Origin of the sequence: Maribacter sp. 2-571, assembly GCF_050589625.1 — a bacterium.
Lineage (GTDB): Bacteria > Bacteroidota > Bacteroidia > Flavobacteriales > Flavobacteriaceae > Pelagihabitans.
The window spans coordinates 55,219-72,129 of sequence record NZ_JBNGOP010000005.1 but is presented as its reverse complement, the minus strand read 5'-3'; the positions used below and the strand labels follow the sequence as shown (position 1 = coordinate 72,129).

Annotated in this window: 14 protein-coding genes; 8 read left to right on the top strand and 6 right to left on the bottom strand. The window is 46.0% G+C overall.

All coding sequences use genetic code 11. The annotated features are described in order from the left end of the window. Nucleotides 1–40: 40 nt before the first annotated feature. A complete protein-coding gene (gene topA / locus ACRD7P_RS05445) occupies nt 41–2,545 on the bottom strand; it encodes a type I DNA topoisomerase (RefSeq protein WP_430906503.1) in 2,505 nt (834 codons plus the stop codon). A gap of 250 nt (nt 2,546–2,795) precedes the next feature. Next, nucleotides 2,796–4,079 (bottom strand): LVIVD repeat-containing protein, encoded by a 1,284-nt coding sequence (locus ACRD7P_RS05440; RefSeq protein ID WP_430906502.1) that lies wholly within the window; start codon nt 4,077–4,079, stop codon nt 2,796–2,798. A gap of 147 nt (nt 4,080–4,226) precedes the next feature. Between ACRD7P_RS05440 and miaB the strand changes: the two genes are divergently transcribed. The 7 genes from miaB to groL all read left to right on the top strand — a co-directional run bounded on the left by miaB (nt 4,227) and on the right by groL (nt 11,287). Further along, nucleotides 4,227–5,675 carry a tRNA (N6-isopentenyl adenosine(37)-C2)-methylthiotransferase MiaB gene (miaB, locus tag ACRD7P_RS05435; protein ID WP_430906501.1) on the top strand — a complete coding sequence of 483 codons (1,449 nt, stop codon included), beginning with the start codon at nt 4,227–4,229 and terminating at the stop codon, nt 5,673–5,675. 58 nt (nt 5,676–5,733) lie between these two features. Continuing rightward, complete coding sequence (locus tag ACRD7P_RS05430; RefSeq protein WP_430906500.1) at nt 5,734–7,005, top strand: sigma-54 interaction domain-containing protein; 1,272 nt, start codon at nt 5,734–5,736, stop codon at nt 7,003–7,005. A 128-nt stretch (nt 7,006–7,133) separates the two neighbouring features. Then, entirely contained in the window at nt 7,134–7,652 is a 519-nt protein-coding gene (gene lptE / locus ACRD7P_RS05425; RefSeq protein ID WP_430906499.1) for an LPS assembly lipoprotein LptE, read from the top strand. 187 nt (nt 7,653–7,839) lie between these two features. Continuing rightward, entirely contained in the window at nt 7,840–8,751 is a 912-nt protein-coding gene (locus ACRD7P_RS05420) for a hypothetical protein (RefSeq protein WP_430906498.1), read from the top strand. Between the two features lie 6 nt (nt 8,752–8,757). After that, on the top strand, nt 8,758–9,135 hold the full coding sequence (gene secG / locus ACRD7P_RS05415; RefSeq protein WP_430906497.1) for a preprotein translocase subunit SecG: 378 nt from the start codon (nt 8,758–8,760) through the stop codon (nt 9,133–9,135). Nucleotides 9,136–9,274: 139 nt separating this feature from the next. Next, a complete protein-coding gene (locus ACRD7P_RS05410) occupies nt 9,275–9,553 on the top strand; it encodes a co-chaperone GroES (protein ID WP_430906496.1) in 279 nt (92 codons plus the stop codon). A 99-nt stretch (nt 9,554–9,652) separates the two neighbouring features. Continuing rightward, complete coding sequence (groL, locus tag ACRD7P_RS05405) at nt 9,653–11,287, top strand: chaperonin GroEL (RefSeq protein ID WP_430906495.1); 1,635 nt, start codon at nt 9,653–9,655, stop codon at nt 11,285–11,287. Between the two features lie 121 nt (nt 11,288–11,408). On the opposite strand, the gene ACRD7P_RS05400 is transcribed toward groL, so the two are convergent. The 4 genes from ACRD7P_RS05400 to ACRD7P_RS05385 form a co-directional block, all read right to left on the bottom strand. Beyond that, complete coding sequence (locus ACRD7P_RS05400; protein WP_430906494.1) at nt 11,409–11,762, bottom strand: heavy-metal-associated domain-containing protein; 354 nt, start codon at nt 11,760–11,762, stop codon at nt 11,409–11,411. A gap of 30 nt (nt 11,763–11,792) precedes the next feature. Further along, nucleotides 11,793–14,213: a TonB-dependent receptor gene (locus ACRD7P_RS05395; protein WP_430906493.1), complete on the bottom strand. Its 2,421-nt coding sequence runs from the start codon at nt 14,211–14,213 to the stop codon at nt 11,793–11,795. After that, on the bottom strand, nt 14,214–14,939 hold the full coding sequence (locus ACRD7P_RS05390) for a heavy-metal-associated domain-containing protein (RefSeq protein ID WP_430906492.1): 726 nt from the start codon (nt 14,937–14,939) through the stop codon (nt 14,214–14,216). It lies immediately after the preceding gene. Nucleotides 14,940–15,051: 112 nt separating this feature from the next. Continuing rightward, on the bottom strand, nt 15,052–15,447 hold the full coding sequence (locus ACRD7P_RS05385; protein WP_430906491.1) for an HYC_CC_PP family protein: 396 nt from the start codon (nt 15,445–15,447) through the stop codon (nt 15,052–15,054). Nucleotides 15,448–15,795: 348 nt separating this feature from the next. On the opposite strand from ACRD7P_RS05385, the gene ACRD7P_RS05380 reads away from it, so the two are divergent. Continuing rightward, nucleotides 15,796–16,887 carry a hypothetical protein gene (locus tag ACRD7P_RS05380; protein WP_430906490.1) on the top strand — a complete coding sequence of 364 codons (1,092 nt, stop codon included), beginning with the start codon at nt 15,796–15,798 and terminating at the stop codon, nt 16,885–16,887. Nucleotides 16,888–16,911 lie beyond the last annotated feature (24 nt).

Here is a 16,911-nt window from a genome sequence, read left to right as displayed (position 1 = left end):
TTTAGTGATATGGTTTAGGGTTCCGCGAAAGCGGCCTACCCTACTTTTTCTTTGCTTTGGGCTTGGTCGTTTTCTTTTTTGCAGCTTTCTTTTTTGGGGCCTTTTTCTCGATAAGCGCTTGCGCTTCTTCCAACGAAATTTTAGTGGCGTCGACGGTTTTGGCCAGTTCCACCTTTATTTTCCCCTTAATGATGTTATGTCTGCCCCAACGGGCCTTCTCGATTCGGATGCCCTCTTCGGGCCACTCTTGAATGAGCTTATCGATCTCTTTCTGTTTCTTATCCTCGATCAGTTGTATGATATCCTCTTTGGAAAGGTTATCAAAATCATACTTCTTGTTTACATTGATAAACATTCCGTCCCATTTGATAAAAGGTCCGAAACGGCCCTTCCCTTTGGTAACGTCCTTCTCCTCATAGGACATGATCGGTGCATCGGCCTTTTCCTTTTCCTTGATCAGCTCCAAGGCACGGTCCATATCCACATCAAAAGCACTTTCTCCTTTGGCCAGGGAAACAAACTTTTTTCCGTAGCGAACATAAGGCCCAAAACGGCCTACGTTGGCCTCGACCTCCTCGCCTTTGTATACCCCCAATTTTCGTGGTAGGGTAAACAGCTCCATTGCCTCCTCATAGGTAATGGTGTTCAATGATTGCTCGGGCAAAAGGCTAGCGAACTGTGGTTTCTCCTCTTCTTCTACGGTACCGATCTGTACCATTGGTCCAAAACGGCCCAACCGTACCGATACTTGTCTGCCCGTTTTGGGATCTTTTCCCAACACCCGCTCGCCACTGGCACGTTCGGCATTTTCGGAAACGTCGAGCACATTGGGATGAAAATCCTGATAAAAGGTTTTCATCATTTTCTTCCAATCTTCCGAACCCTCGGCGATTTCATCGAAATCCTCCTCTACCTTGGCCGTAAAATTATAGTCCAATATGTTGGCAAAATTACTGACCAGAAAATCGTTTACGATCATTCCGATATCCGTAGGCACCAACTTCCCTTTGTCCGACCCCACCATTTCGGTCAACTTTTTTTCCTGTACCGCATCGCTTTCCAAAAGCAGCTGTACATAATTTCGTTCGGTTCCCTCTACCGTTCCCTTTTCGGCATAGCCCCTATTTTGGATGGTAGATATGGTAGGTGCGTATGTGGACGGGCGCCCGATACCGAGCTCCTCCAACTTTTTAACCAAGGACGCTTCCGTAAACCGATACGGCGGTCGGGAAAAACGTTCCGTTGCGGTAATGTGCTTGTTGGAAAGGGCGTCGCCGATCTGCATTGCGGGCAACATGCCCTCCTGCTCCTCGGGCGCATCCTCCTCATCGGAACTTTCCATATATACTTTTAAGAAACCGTCGAACTTGATGACCTCCCCATTGGCCGAAAACAATTCGTTATGGGTATTGGCCTTGATCTTCACATTGGTACGCTCCAATTGCGCATCGGCCATTTGCGAGGCGATCGCGCGTTTCCATATCAACTCGTACAACTTTGATTGATCCCGCTCCAAAGAAGGCGATTGGTTCAATATATTCGTAGGGCGTATGGCCTCGTGGGCCTCTTGGGCCCCTTTTGATTTTCCCTTAAAGTTACGTACTTGACTGTATTCCTCCCCGTAGTTGTCAACAATGGCTTCTTTCGCCATAGCGATGGCCTCCCCCGAAAGGTTCACACTATCGGTTCGCATATAGGTGATAAGTCCCGCTTCGTAAAGACGCTGGGCCACCTGCATGGTTCTCCCTACGGAGAAATAGAGTTTTCGGGATGCCTCTTGTTGTAGAGTGGAGGTGGTAAACGGTGCCGAGGGCGATTTTTTCGCTGGCTTTTTATCCAACTCCCCCACAGAGAAATCGGCCCCTATATTTTGTTCCAAAAAAGTTTGGGCTTCCGTTTTGGAAGCGAACGTCTTATTCAACTTAGCAGAAAAAGTACTGCCTGAGGCGGTTTTAAATTCCGCAGAAATTTTAAAGGAAGCCTTTGGCGTAAACGCATCTATTTCCCTTTCCCTTTCGACAATCAGCCGAACCGCTACCGATTGTACGCGCCCGGCGGAAAGTCCCGGTTTTATTTTTTTCCATAACACGGGCGACAACTCGTATCCTACCAAGCGATCCAGTACCCTACGGGCCTGTTGTGCGTTCACCAAATTATAGTTGATTTCCCTTGGGTTTTCAATAGCCTTTTGAATGGCGCCCTTGGTAATGGAGTTGAATACGATCCGTTTGGTTTTGGACTTGTCCAGATCCAACGTTTCCGCCAAATGCCAAGAGATGGCCTCCCCTTCCCGATCTTCATCACTCGCGAGCCAGATCGTTTCCGCTTTTTTGGCAAGGTCGCGCAACTTTTTCACCAAGGCCTTTTTATCCTCGTCCACAATGTACTTGGGCACAAAGTCATTATCCACGTCGACGCCCAATTCCTTAGAGGGCAAATCCGCTATATGACCAAAACTTGATTCTACCTTAAAGTCCTTTCCTAAAAACTTTTCGATCGTTTTGGCTTTTGCCGGTGACTCTACAATTACTAAATTCTTGGCCATATGGTGATTTTAGATGAACAAAAGTAGTCGAATTTTTTAATTTTAATCGATACCTTATATATATGTATTAAAAAACACCTTCCCAACGGAAGGTGTTTTTACTATTCTTGTTATCGGTGCGACACCCGTACCGCAATGCCTTGAAACGCACGTTTTACAGTAGCTTAAGACCAAAGGAGGACAACGACATCGGCGTCCCTCGTGCCCCTCGTTTATTGTCGCAATACCTAATATTCCAACAGTTGCCCCACTACAACGCTACCGTACTCAAATGGGTAAGTCCGTCTTCCGAATAACGGTATTGTCGCAATTCCTTGTTCCCGATCATCAGCAACGACTCCTGTAACGGAATAACGTCGTAGGCATCGACTTCCTTAAAATGGTCAAGCGTTTGCAGATCGGAAACCGTTGATTTATCAAAAACCAACAAACCATTGCTACCATCGCAAACAAAGAGCTTGTCCTCTTTAAAGCCGAGACCGTAGGGGGATACCAATGGATAAAAAGCTTCTTGGTTAGATGAATTCAAATCGGAAACGTCGATTACGTATAGTCCACTTTCCGCTGCCCCACAGGCATTCCCTCCCCTTAAGGTCACAAAGGCATGGTCACCATCGACCACCACGGGATCACAAGCGGTGGCATGTACGAATTCGGAAACATAATCAGGTTTGGCGGGATCGGTAATATCGTAAATAAAAAGCCCGTTACTCCCCCCTAAAAATAGAATATCGCCTTGGTTGTATATGGTCTCGATCACTCCAGTGGTATACACATCTTCCAAAATAATTGGGTTGTCGATATCGGAGATGTCGAAAACATTTATGGTAAACGGCTCCACGGCATATAAATAATCCGCTACGATCTTAAAACGGGCAAAAGACCCGCCCTGTCCGGTTGTAGGTGCCGTGGGCGCGGCGGCTTCGTTAAAAAGAACGATATCCTCATATTGACCATAGCCGTAGGTATCGTTGAATTCGGTCACCCGCATGCGCTTCGTTTCCATTTCCCAACCCACAATGGCCTGGGAATTGTAATCAAACCCGTCGTAATCATAGTAGTCCGCTTCCGGCCATTCGCCAGTACTATCGAACGTACACCAAAACTGCTGATAAATAGCGTTCTCGATCCGCTGGGCATCCCCAATGGCATTGATATCACTAATATCAAAAATGACGAGGTCGCCATAGCTGTCCGCGAACAGGCGGTTATTTTTTATGGCGATATCAAAATTCCCCTCTAATTTGATGAACGCAATAGGTACTGGTGTTACCGGATCGGTATTGTCGAGAATGTGGAACCCCCTACCCACATCATTGACAAAAATGTAATCGCCATAGGCATAAATCTTACCGGATTCCTGCATCGGGACCGGTACGGAAACCCCAACGGCCTCCGCTTTAAACTGCACTAGATCGGCCGTTATCGGTGTGGCGATCACGTAATCCGCAAACCCTTCTTGTGGCCCGTCGTCCGAACAGGACGCCAGGAAAAGGACGGCCATCAAGCATAGGCCTTTCATTTTCTTTTTCATTTTGTATGATTTTATTGGTTATGTCCTTAAGATGGGAAGTGGACCGCCACGTTGCGTTTTTATCATAATTTTATACCTGTCAATTTGTCACTAAAATGGATTTAGTACTATCTTTGACCCTTCCCGAAATAGACGGGAAGCAGTGTTATGGAAAAAACGATAGACGAATCGGTACAGGGAAATTCCTTGTCCTTGGAACATAAAAAAGACAACGACCGAAAACTCTACATAGAGAGTTATGGCTGTCAAATGAACTTTTCCGACAGTGAGATCGTGGCATCGATTTTGGCCAATGAGGGCTTTAACACCACCAATACTTTGGAAGAGGCCGATCTGGTATTGGTAAACACTTGTTCCATTCGGGAAAAGGCCGAAGCAACGGTACGCAAGCGTTTGGAAAAATTTAATGCGATAAAGGAGACGCGGCCCCATATGAAAGTGGGCGTGTTGGGATGTATGGCGGAACGGCTCAAGAGCAAACTTCTTGAAGAAGAGAAAATAGTGGATATGGTGGTCGGCCCCGATGCCTATAAAGACCTGCCCAACCTGATACAGGAAATCGACGAAGGAAGAAACGCCGTGAACGTTATCCTTTCCAAGGAAGAAACCTATGGCGATATTGCCCCTGTACGGCTCAACACCAACGGGGTAACCGCATTTGTTTCCATCACCCGAGGCTGCGACAACATGTGTACTTTTTGCGTAGTGCCCTTTACCCGTGGAAGGGAACGTAGCCGGGAACCCCAATCGATTTTACAAGAGGTATCGGAACTTTGGGAAAAGGGATATCGGGAGGTTACCCTTTTGGGCCAGAACGTCGACAGTTACTTATGGTATGGCGGCGGAATGAAGAAGGATTTTGAAAAGGCATCGGAAATGCAACGGGCCACTGCCGTAAATTTTGCCAAACTTTTGGAGATGACCGCCCAAGCACAACCGAAGATGCGCATTCGGTTTTCCACTTCCAACCCACAGGACATGACCTTGGATGTCATTCATGTGATGGCACGGCACCGGAACATCTGTAACTACATTCACCTGCCCGTACAAAGTGGAAGCAACCGTATTTTAAAGGCCATGAACCGCCTGCATACCCGTGAAGAGTACTTCGCGCTGATCGACAACATTCGCAAACTGATACCCGATTGTGGCATTTCCCAGGACATGATCACCGGTTTCCCGACCGAAACCGAGGCGGACCACCAAGATACCTTGTCCCTAATGGAATACGTAAAATATGATTACGGTTTTATGTTCGCCTATTCGGAACGCCCCGGGACCATGGCCGCCAGAAAGTTGGAGGACGATGTGCCGTTGGAAACCAAAAAAAGACGTTTGTCCGAAGTGATCGCCCTACAACGGAAACACTGCCAATTGCGCACCGAACAATACGTGGGACAGGTTCAGGAAATATTGATCGAGGGCACCTCTAAAAAATCCGAAGAACATTGGATGGGCCGAAACTCTCAGAATACCGTTGCCGTTTTTCCTAAAGAAGGATATCAAGTAGGTGAATTTGTAATGGTAAAAATGAACAGTTGTACTTCGGCCACCCTTATCGGGGAGGCGGTAGGATATTCGGAGAACCAGGTGTGAGGAAGTAAATTTTAATAGGAGAGAAAGATTTCCACTTTCGTGGAAATGAATAAAGACAATGGAAAGCATACAATCAATAAAACAACGGTTCGAAATTATCGGTAACGATATGAAACTCAATCGGGCCATAGAAAAAGCCATCCAGGTCGCCCCCACCGATATTTCGGTATTGGTGACCGGGGAAAGCGGTGTGGGCAAGGAATCGATCCCAAAAATAATACATGCCCTCTCCCACCGTAAACATGCCAAGTATATTGCAGTGAATTGCGGTGCGATTCCCGAGGGGACAATTGATAGTGAACTTTTCGGTCATGAAAAAGGCGCCTTTACCGGAGCCACCCAAACGCGAAGGGGATATTTTGAAGTTGCCGACGGTGGAACCATTTTTTTGGACGAGGTAGGGGAACTTCCGCTTACCACCCAAGTTCGGCTCCTAAGGGTTTTGGAAAATGGCGAATTTTTAAAAGTAGGGTCCTCTCAGACCCAAAAAACCGATGTGCGCATCGTTGCCGCAACGAACGTGAACATGTTCGAGGCCATCGAAAAAGAAAAGTTTCGTGAAGATCTGTATTACAGGCTCAGTACGGTAGAGATCAACATTCCCCCTTTACGGAACCGAAAGGACGATATACACCTATTGTTTCGAAAATTTGCCTCGGACTTTGGCCAAAAATATAAAATGCCCACCATACGGTTGGACAACGATGCTATAGAATTGCTTGGCCGTTACCGATGGCCGGGCAACATCCGTCAGCTGCGGAATATTGCGGAACAGGTTTCGGTTCTCGAAAAAAGCAGAAGTATCTCTGCCGCCACCCTAAACGGTTATTTACCGACCATGGCCGGCTCCAACTTACCCGCAGTCGTCGGAAACACTAAAAAGGAGACCGATTTTAGTACGGAAAGGGAAATTTTGTACAAGGTGCTCTTTGACATGAAAGGAGATCTGAACGACCTTAAAAAATTGACTTTGGAGCTGCTTAAAAATAATGACACCGAAAAAGTCCAGGAAGAGAACGAAAGCCTGATCCAAAAAATATACGGTAACGAACCTTCACCCAACCCGGACCCGGAGGAGGATACCCTAGAAGTATTGCAATTACCGGAAAAACCGAATACCGAAACAGCGTCCTACGTAACGGCAACGGAAGATAAATATCATTTTGCGGAGGAAATAGAAGAGGAAGAAACACTATCCCTACAACAAAAGGAAGTGGAACTTATTAAAAAGTCCTTGGAGCGAAATAGAGGAAAACGCAAGGCGGCAGCTTCCGAGCTCGGCATTTCGGAACGAACCCTCTATCGCAAAATAAAACAGTATGATCTTTAAGACCGGGGAAGTTCGAAAATAGGGAAGAGAAAAAAGAGAAGAGACCTTAGAGGAGAGAAAAAGACGGTAGAAAATAGAGAAGAGAGAAATAGGGGTTTCCCTTTCATCATAAGATAAAATTAGAAGAAGTGATCAAATTAAAATACGTTTTCCTAACGATTGCCGCAACGCTTTTATTGAACGGTTGCGGGGTGTACAATTTTACGGGCGGAAATCCCGGTACGGCCAAAACCTTTCAGGTATCCTACTTTCAAAACTACGCTACCCAAAGTCCGGGGTCCACTTTTGAACCGGGCGTCGATCGCGATTTTACCCAAGCGTTGCAAAACAGGATACAGGACCAATCGAACTTGCAATTGGTCAACAATACGGGCGACCTGCTCTATGAGGGAGAAATAGTGGAATACCGCATATCGCCAATGAGTGCTACGGCACAATCGACCGCAGCGCAAAATCGGTTGACCATGTCCGTAAAAGTGCGTTTTTACAACAATACCAAGGAAGATTCGGATTTTGATCAACGCTTCTCCTTCTTTTTCGACTATCCCGCAAACCAACAGTTGTCCGCCGTAAAAAGTGAGGCCCATGAAATCATTTTTGAGCGGATTACCCAAGATATTTTCAACGCCTCTTTGGCCGACTGGTAAACCCTAGGGCAACTGGAATTTAAACTGAATATTTTTTAAGAGGCAAAACAAGTACGGGTTTATAAAAGTATGGACAGCGCTTATACCGTTTTAACTTTGAAATGGCATTATTCAAAAAGTACGACCATCTATACAAAAAGGGCATCAACATATTTGACAAAAACGGTATCTTGCATCCTATCGACCTATGAACGTTCAAGACTTCACTTATTTGTTACAACATCCGGATAAAGTAGTATCCCCGGTACATACCAACCAATTGGAGGAGGTACTGCAGGAATATCCCTTTTTCCAGACCGCGCGCGCCCTTCATTTAAAAGGACTCAAAAACCTCAACAGCTTCAAATACAACAAAGCCTTAAAAATAACCGCTGCCCATACGGCCGACAGGGAAGTGTTGTTCGACTATATTACCTCCCAGGATTTTCTGCAGAACAATTTGGCAAATACCCTTTCAAAAAAAAATAGCTTAACCGTAGCCGAGGAAAACCCTTCGGAACAAACGGCCTTGAACGCCAACAGCGATGTCACGAACACATCCGTGGAACAGCCTTCGGAAGACACTCCCTTACCGCAAAACCTGAAAGAGGCGAATATCATTTTGGACCCTGAGCTCTTTACCGCTAAAAACAAGCAGGACGAACAGCAAATAGACCAGGAAGAAACCCCCGACTATGGAGCACCCTTGCCGTTCACGAAAAGGGAAAAGCACTCCTTTGCGGAATGGCTACAACTGGCCTCTTTTAAAACGGTCAAACGAAAGAACAAAGAAATCGATGCAGAACGGGAACCCATTGATTTCCCATTGGAGGAGTCCGTTCTAAAGAACAAAAACTTCGAACTCATCGATAAGTTTATCGCGACCAACCCCAAGATCACCCCTACCGAAAACCCGACTAAAGTAAACATATCGGACTCCGTTAAAATAGATAAAAAGGAGCTTATGACGGAGACTTTGGCAAGGGTTTATATGGAGCAAAAAAAGTATAAAAAAGCCATTCAGGCCTACAAAATTTTAAGTTTGAAATATCCGGAAAAAAGTGGTTTCTTTGCAGATCGAATTAAAGCAGTAGAAAAAATTCGAAAAGAACAAAAATAAGTCCTGATGAGTACATTTACCATATTCCTAGTTTTAATCATTGTTGTTTGCTTTTTGTTGGTCTTGGTCATTATGGTCCAAAACCCAAAAGGTGGCGGATTGTCCTCCTCGTTCGGGGGCGGTGGCAGCCAAGTTGTCGGCGGCGTCAAAAAAACGGGAGACTTTTTGGATAAAAGTACTTGGACACTTGCAGGGCTTTTGGTCATACTTATATTGGCATCGAACATTGCACTTCCGGGAAAATTCGGTGGTGAATCCGACTCTAAGATCCTTAATGGGGACGAAATAGAGACCACGGTCCCAGAGACCATACCCGAAGCCGCTCCGGATGCCTTACCGACACCGGCAGGTGAAGATGCCGTTCCGGGCGACAGCGCACAATAAGAAATTTCAATTTGAAAAATGCCAGCTAAAATGACAAGCTGGCATTTTTGTTTTACAAAGTGTCAGTTTTTATGACATGGCACAGTTTCTGCCACACACATTTCAGCATAAATAAAATCCAATTATAAAAACAAAAAATATGGCTAAAGTGACTATTAAACCATTGGCGGACCGTGTATTGATCGAGCCGATGGCAGCTGAAACCAAAACAGCTTCGGGCATCTACATTCCCGATACGGCAAAAGAAAAACCGCAACAAGGTAAAGTGGTCGCCGTTGGTCCCGGTACCAAAGATGAAAAGGTAACGGTAAAAGTCGGCGACAAGGTATTGTACGGAAAGTATGCGGGCACCGAACTCAAACTGGAAGGTGTCGATTATTTGATGATGCGAGAGAGTGACGTTTTGGCGATCATCTAAGAAAGTACCAGGTCGTGTTTTTCAACGATCGAAAATCAAAACATTTAGAACAACGTGACGTTCTTCGGCACACGGAGAATAAAAGTAAAATTTGAAAAAATGGCAAAAGAAATAAAATTTGATATCGATGCGCGCGACGGACTCAAAAGAGGTGTCGATGCATTGGCAAATGCAGTAAAAGTAACATTAGGCCCAAAAGGGAGAAACGTAATCATCAGCAAATCTTTTGGAGCGCCACAGGTAACCAAAGATGGTGTTACCGTAGCCAAGGAAATCGAATTGGCGGACGCCTTGGAAAACATGGGAGCGCAAATGGTAAAGGAAGTTGCTTCCAAAACCAACGATCTTGCCGGTGATGGTACCACTACCGCTACCGTTTTGGCACAGTCCATCGTAAAAGAAGGATTGAAAAACGTTGCGGCCGGTGCCAATCCAATGGATTTGAAAAGAGGTATCGACAAAGCGGTAGAAGCTATCGTGGAAAACTTGGGCAAACAGTCCAAAAAAGTTGGCGATTCTTCGGAAAAAATAGAGCAAGTAGCTTCAATATCCGCAAACAACGACCGAACCATTGGCGACCTGATCGCCCAAGCGTTTGGAAAAGTCGGAAAAGAAGGGGTTATCACCGTTGAAGAGGCCAAAGGAACCGATACTTATGTAGACGTTGTGGAGGGTATGCAATTCGATAGAGGATATCTTTCTCCATATTTCGTTACCGATTCGGAAAAAATGATCGCCGACCTTGAGAATCCTTATATTCTTTTGTTCGATAAGAAAATCTCTGCCATGAAAGACTTGCTTCCCGTTTTGGAACCGGTAGCACAGTCAGGAAAGCCCTTATTGATCATCGCAGAGGATGTTGACGGAGAGGCTTTGGCCACTTTAGTCGTAAACAAACTTCGTGGATCATTAAAAATAGCTGCTGTTAAGGCACCGGGCTTCGGAGACCGAAGAAAAGCGATGTTGGAAGATATCGCCATCCTTACAAAAGGTACCGTAATCGCTGAAGAAAGAGGTTTCTCTTTGGAAAACGCCACAGTAGATATGTTGGGTACCTGTGAACGAATTACGATCGACAAGGACAATACCACTATCGTAAACGGTGGTGGCGTGGCCAAAACGATCAAAACACGGGTCAACCAGATCAAATCGCAGATCGAGACCACTACATCGGACTATGATAAGGAAAAACTACAGGAGCGCTTGGCCAAATTGGCCGGTGGTGTCGCCGTATTGTATGTAGGCGCAGCTTCCGAAGTAGAAATGAAGGAGAAAAAAGACCGTGTTGACGATGCATTGCACGCGACCAGAGCCGCTGTTGAAGAAGGTATCGTCGCTGGAGGTGGTGTCGCCTTGGTACGCGCCAAATCGGTTTTATCCAAAATAGCTGCTGAAAATGCGGATGAAGAAACCGGGATTCAAATTGTTGCCCGTGCCATTGAAGCGCCTTTACGTACGATTGTAGAAAACGCCGGTGGGGAAGGATCTGTCGTCATCGCCAAAATCCTTGAAGGAAAAGGAGATTACGGTTACGACGCCAAATCGGAAAAATACGTTGAGATGTTAAAGGCTGGGATCATCGATCCTAAGAAAGTAACACGGGTAGCATTGGAGAATGCGGCCTCTGTTGCCGGAATGATCTTGACTACCGAATGTGCATTGACGGATATTAAGGAAGACGCACCTGTCGCAGGCCCTCCAATGGGCGGCGGTGGAATGCCCGGAATGATGTAAGCACAAGAGTATAGCATAAAAAACCGCCCCGGCATTATTGTCGGGGCGGTTTTGTTTTTATAAACCCGCTTCATGTATTAGCACTTTGTCATGAGGGCCGAAAATGCAGTAATTGCTATTATTAGTGGGAACCCGAATCATCGGTAGCATCGTCCCGATATTTGCAACAGGGATGTACGGAATCGTAGGCTTCTTCACTTGCCTTTAGTTCCTTGGTATCGTGGCCCACTGCGACCAAAGCGGTTTTTACTTTCATCGGATCGGTCTTTCGCTCATCGAGGATCAACGATAGCTGATGGGAAGCAATGTCCCAAGAGGCAAACTTCACCCCTTTGACCCCTAAGGCGGCCTTTTCGATACGCATTTTACACATCTCACATTTGCCATCGACATCAAAGGCCATTTTTTTGTTTTTTTCCTGTGCAAAAGCCACCGTCGAGAACAGTAACACTAGTGCGATCATCATTTTTTTCATCGGTATTGTTTTAAATTGGTTCATCACTAACTATAATTTATATCGAAAGCCACCATAAAACATGCGTCCCATGATAGGGGCATATACGATAGTGGTATCAAAATTTGCGCCAAAAGGGTCCGCTGCCCCTAATACCGGATTCGGTTGTTTAAAATCGGACAGGTTTTCCCCTCCGATATAAAATTCAAAATGTTTCGAAAACACCTTGGTCACCTGGGCGTTCATAAGGGAATAGCCATCGACTTCGTCGCCCAAACGCGCTTCGGGCGGGTTTACCCCGGTACTTGGAAGGCGTTGCCCGCCCAAAATGTTCAACGTATAATCAAAACGCCACTGGGCACCGGTATCCTTAGCTGTTGTTTCATATCCCACGTTTACAAAAAACCGATGTGGCGGCTGTAAAGGTTTCTGCAAACGTCCGGAACGGTAATCGGTCCGCACGTTATAGTATTTGTAGGCCGTTCGCAGCTCCAATTGCTTGAGCACCTCATAATTGAGCTCGATTTGAAAACTGTCCGCGATACTCTTGCCATCAAGATTATAGAAAAAAATGGCCCTCGGATTTTCCCAATCGACCACCACTTGGTTTTCAAAATCGGTTCGATAAAAGTCCAGCGAAACAGTTCCTTTTCTATCGAATAAGGTAAAGCCCTGTAAAAATCCAAAGCCATAGTTCCAAGCAATTTCCGGGTCCAGCCCATAGACCGCTCCGCCGGCATCCAATAGCTGAACACTCCTTGCGGAAGCGAACAACTGCTGGTTCTCGGCAAAAATGTTCGCGGCCCGCTTCCCCCTACCCACGGAAAAACGCCAACTTGCTTTTTCCCAAGGGGTATATCGCAAATGAAACCTTGGCGTTGCGAAAACCCCGAGCCGATTGTGCGTATCGATACGAAACCCTGCCGTAAAGCTCAACTTTTCCAAATCTTCATAACTGTACTCAAAAAATGCTCCAATGGCGCGGTCGTCCCGTTGAAAATTCCGGTTATCCACCCTTTCCCGATACCCGTCATAGGCTAGGTTGAGCCCTGTTTTAAACTGGTTTTGGGTACTCCCTAATATGGAATTGAATATCAGGTTGCCGTACAAGCTTTCGTGGTCGATATCGTACTGTCGAAACCCATAGTATGCGTTTTGCTTATGAAGGCTATAAGAAGCCTGAAAACCGAAACTTTGGAAGGGGAGCTCGGGAAAAACATATCCCAACTTCACCGATGAATCAAACCTACGGGTATCGATTTCACTTCCCCATGCTTCGACTCCGCTCAGCACAGGTCCTTCGACTCCGCTCAGCACAGGTCCTTCGACTCCGCTCGGCACGTGCCCTGAGCGTAGCCGAAGGGCAGGCGGTCCAGTTTCGTTCAGCACGTGCCCTGAGTGTAGCCGAAGGGCAGGTGTGTTCGGCACTCCCGTGCCCGATGGAATTCCTAGAATACCGCGCCATCGGTCCGCATCAAAACCGGTCTGCCCTACCTGTTTTTCATCGTTCAAAAAACGGACATCGATAAAACTTACCCAACCCGTAACCGGGTTTTGGTACTGCCAACGGTTCATCACATTGATCTGGTCCGCCAATGGGGCATCCAAAAAGCCATCCCCGTTACCGTCCTCTTCCGTGGTCCTTTGGTTTCCATGAATGTAAAAACCGGTACTCCATTGCTCGCTTAACCGTCGATTGATATGGGCATTGAGTTCCAAACGTCCATTTTGATTGGCATAACCGTTTACAAACAGTAATTTATCCGTTAAAGGCTTCATCAATTCGGTGTTGATCTGCCCGGAAATACTTTCGTAACCGTTGACCACGCTACCGGCACCTTTTGTTATCTGAATGCTCTCTACCCATGTGCCCGGCGTAAAGGTAAGACCATAGGCTTGCGATGCGCCCCGCACCATGGGGATGTTCTCCTGGGTAATCAATAAATAGGGACTGGTAAGTCCCAGCATTTGAATTTGCTTTGTTCCGGTCAACGCATCCGAAAAATTGACATCAATGGCGGGATTGGTCTCGAAACTTTCCGAAAGGTTACAACAGGCCGCCTTTAAAAGCTCGGCGCTATTGACCGTAATCACGTTACGCGCACTCAGGAATGCCTTTTGAACCGCATCCTTCTTTTGCTCCACGACCACCTCATCCAATACATTGGATGGCTGTAAAAGATGCGTGATGGTCTTAGGGGCATTTACCGTAAGGGTATCCGTGGTGAAACCGATAAAACTGATCACCAATTGGTTAAACTCCTTCCGATACGGAATACTAAAGTCCCCTTCCGTATCGGTCACCGTTCCAATTTGGGAGTTCAACCAATACACATTGGCACCCGACAGGCCGGAGGGACTATTTTCACCGTCGGCCCCAAGTATCCTACCCTCCACCTTATCCTGTGCAAACCCGTATTGGCAGCATACCGCTAGTATCGCCGTTAGTATGTTTTTTAGTATCGCTTTCATCTAAAAAGTGTATTGATACAGCATATAACAGGCCATAAAAAGCATCACCGCATTTTCGATCAAGGTAGCTTCGGTCATCGGCAGTTTTAGGGCCGTTCCCAAGCAGGCGCAACGGATGTCCTTTTTATTTAAAAGGCTCTTTACAACACCATAGGTAGTGGGCACCAATAGCAATAGTGTTGCCACCAAGGCCCAAAATACCTGTGCACGCATCAAAAACAATATGCCCAATGTCAGTTCCAAAAAAGGATATATGCGCCCATACCAAGGCAAGCGGCCGGCCAACGGATCGTACATGGCAAAACTCTCGGGAAACCCTTTAAGGTCCAGCAACTTGAAAAAACTGAACACCAAATAGAACAGTCCCATAAAATCCATCATCGCGGCAGAGAGATCGCCCGTTTTATAGTGCATCAAGAATACTGCGGTAAACAAGTATGCAAAAATGAGCAACAAGGGTTTTAACTGCACTAGTTTCGATGGCTTTTCGGCAGATACGGAAGTCTTGTCGTCGGCAGCGTTCGCCGTATGGTTAATAGTGTATTTTTCGGGAAGTGCTTTTTGAAGCTGCGCAAGGGGAATCCCCTTCTTTGAACGAAGCTGCGCAATTTCCCTTTGCAAGTCTACCTGAACGTCAAGCACACCGTCTACCGCGCTTAACTTTTTGGTAACACCGGCGGCACAACCGTTACAGGTCATTCCTTTGATCGTATACGTATGTATCATGTTGAAGTCTGTTAATTTTCCTTAATTAGGTTATTGCCGCATACGGCAATATCACCGAATTTTCCCGTCAGTATGGGAAATACCGGAGGGTACGGGTACTGGAAAAAACAGATCAAATTAGGAATACCTGATCGAGCAATACAATGTCCTCGATCAAAATGGGTGGTGGATAGTGTTCCTCTGGAAGGATACGACTATGGTAAGGATAAGCAGTAAACAAAAACTCCGAAACAGCGGTCGGCTGTAATGGCAAATCAAAAGAAAATCCTTGGGAAATCGAGGACAGGTCGTCCTGTCCATCGATAACTATGGTTTCATCGTCACAACAGGATGGCAATTCGCCTTCAAGTCCGTTGACGCCCATCCCACAGGAATCGGCCCCTATGAAAAGAGCGGTATCCATTAAACGGCCCATACAATAGTGTTTGTCGACCTTCCACGAAACCGTAGAGGCCAAAACGAGCAGCGCCAGAAGCAAGTGCGATATGGAATGAAGCAATCGTTTCACAATAGCAAAAATACAAAACATCCAATCATAGACATTTTATTTAACGTCAGTTCAACATAAAAAACAGCCTTTTTTTACAAAATCACCACTGCTGGTCAGCTCTTTATCTTTCATACCATTTCTATCTTGAAATTATCCATTAAAAATTGCCAGTATCTAAAAAATGGATGTTTCAATTTGAACTCACGTCACTTAACAAACGTTGCAACATGATGCTATCGTATAGCGTGCCCCATGTTTTTAAAAAGGCGGTTTTACCTGCTTTTTTCAAAAAAACAAACAAATTATACGAAATGCGCGATAAATCCGTTTAACGTGCATCACTAACACATTAAATTCTATTTTAACATGAAAAAAGTATTTAGAAAGTCATTAGGGAAGGCGCTTATTGCCTGCTCATTAACGCTTTTTATCGCAAGCTGTTCATCGGACGACGGTAACGAGTTCGATACCCCGGACACACCCGGTCAAGATGACCCGGACGCTCCACAGGTAGCCACCTTGGTTTTCAACGAAGACGACCCGGCAAACAATACCCCCACCGCTTCGGCAAGTGGCGAAGTAGGTACCAGCGTTCCTGGAAGGGTAATCTTTACCACTTCGGCGACAACACAACGGAGAATGTACATTACACAAAACATTTCCGGTCAGGGTGACATGCCTTTCAACAACTTCAACTTGGATAGCGATGACCTTCAAAAAGCATTGAAAGCGGATGGCTCCATCGATTTGGACGGTGCCACCAAAAATGAAATCGATTTTACCTTTGAGCTTCCTGTTCCAAATATTGACAATGGCTCCATTGTGTATAGCTTTTGGACCACCACCGGAAAAGGGGACTTTAGGGATGCCAGCAAACGGCTTGCCCTTGGCGTAGGAACCATTACCGTAACCGTTGGTAACGGAACCAACCCTGCCGCTGCGGTACGGGAATTTAACGGAATACAACTTTTTGCCCCAGCCGCGGACGGCACTACGGAGTCGTTCTTTTCCTTATTGGACGAAAAAGTGTACCGGATCAACGAGGGACCTGAATTTAGGGCCTTTTGGGATTTCGGATATTATTTCGGCGCTTCTGGCGTATCGGATGGTGAAGATGCCTCCTTTGCTTCCACTGCAACGTACGATGCCTCTTTCGGATTTCCGGTAGAAGGATTGGAGCCAGGGGAAGATGAAGAAGATGCCGCCACCGAAACCTTGAACGAAACATTTTTCGCAATGTCAAGTTTGGATGCCGATGGTTTTGACGCCGTAGTACTTTCGGGCGACCTTCCAACGATCATGAATTCCGGGATCCAAAAAATCACGAATCTTGCCGTTGGCGATGTCATCGCGTTTGTCGATAACTATGGCAAAACAGGATTGATCAAAATAACAGCGATAGAGGCCGGTTTTGCGAACAACGATTTTATCGAGTTCGATGTAAAGATCCAGCCGTAACACAAAATATTTATAGAAAATTGA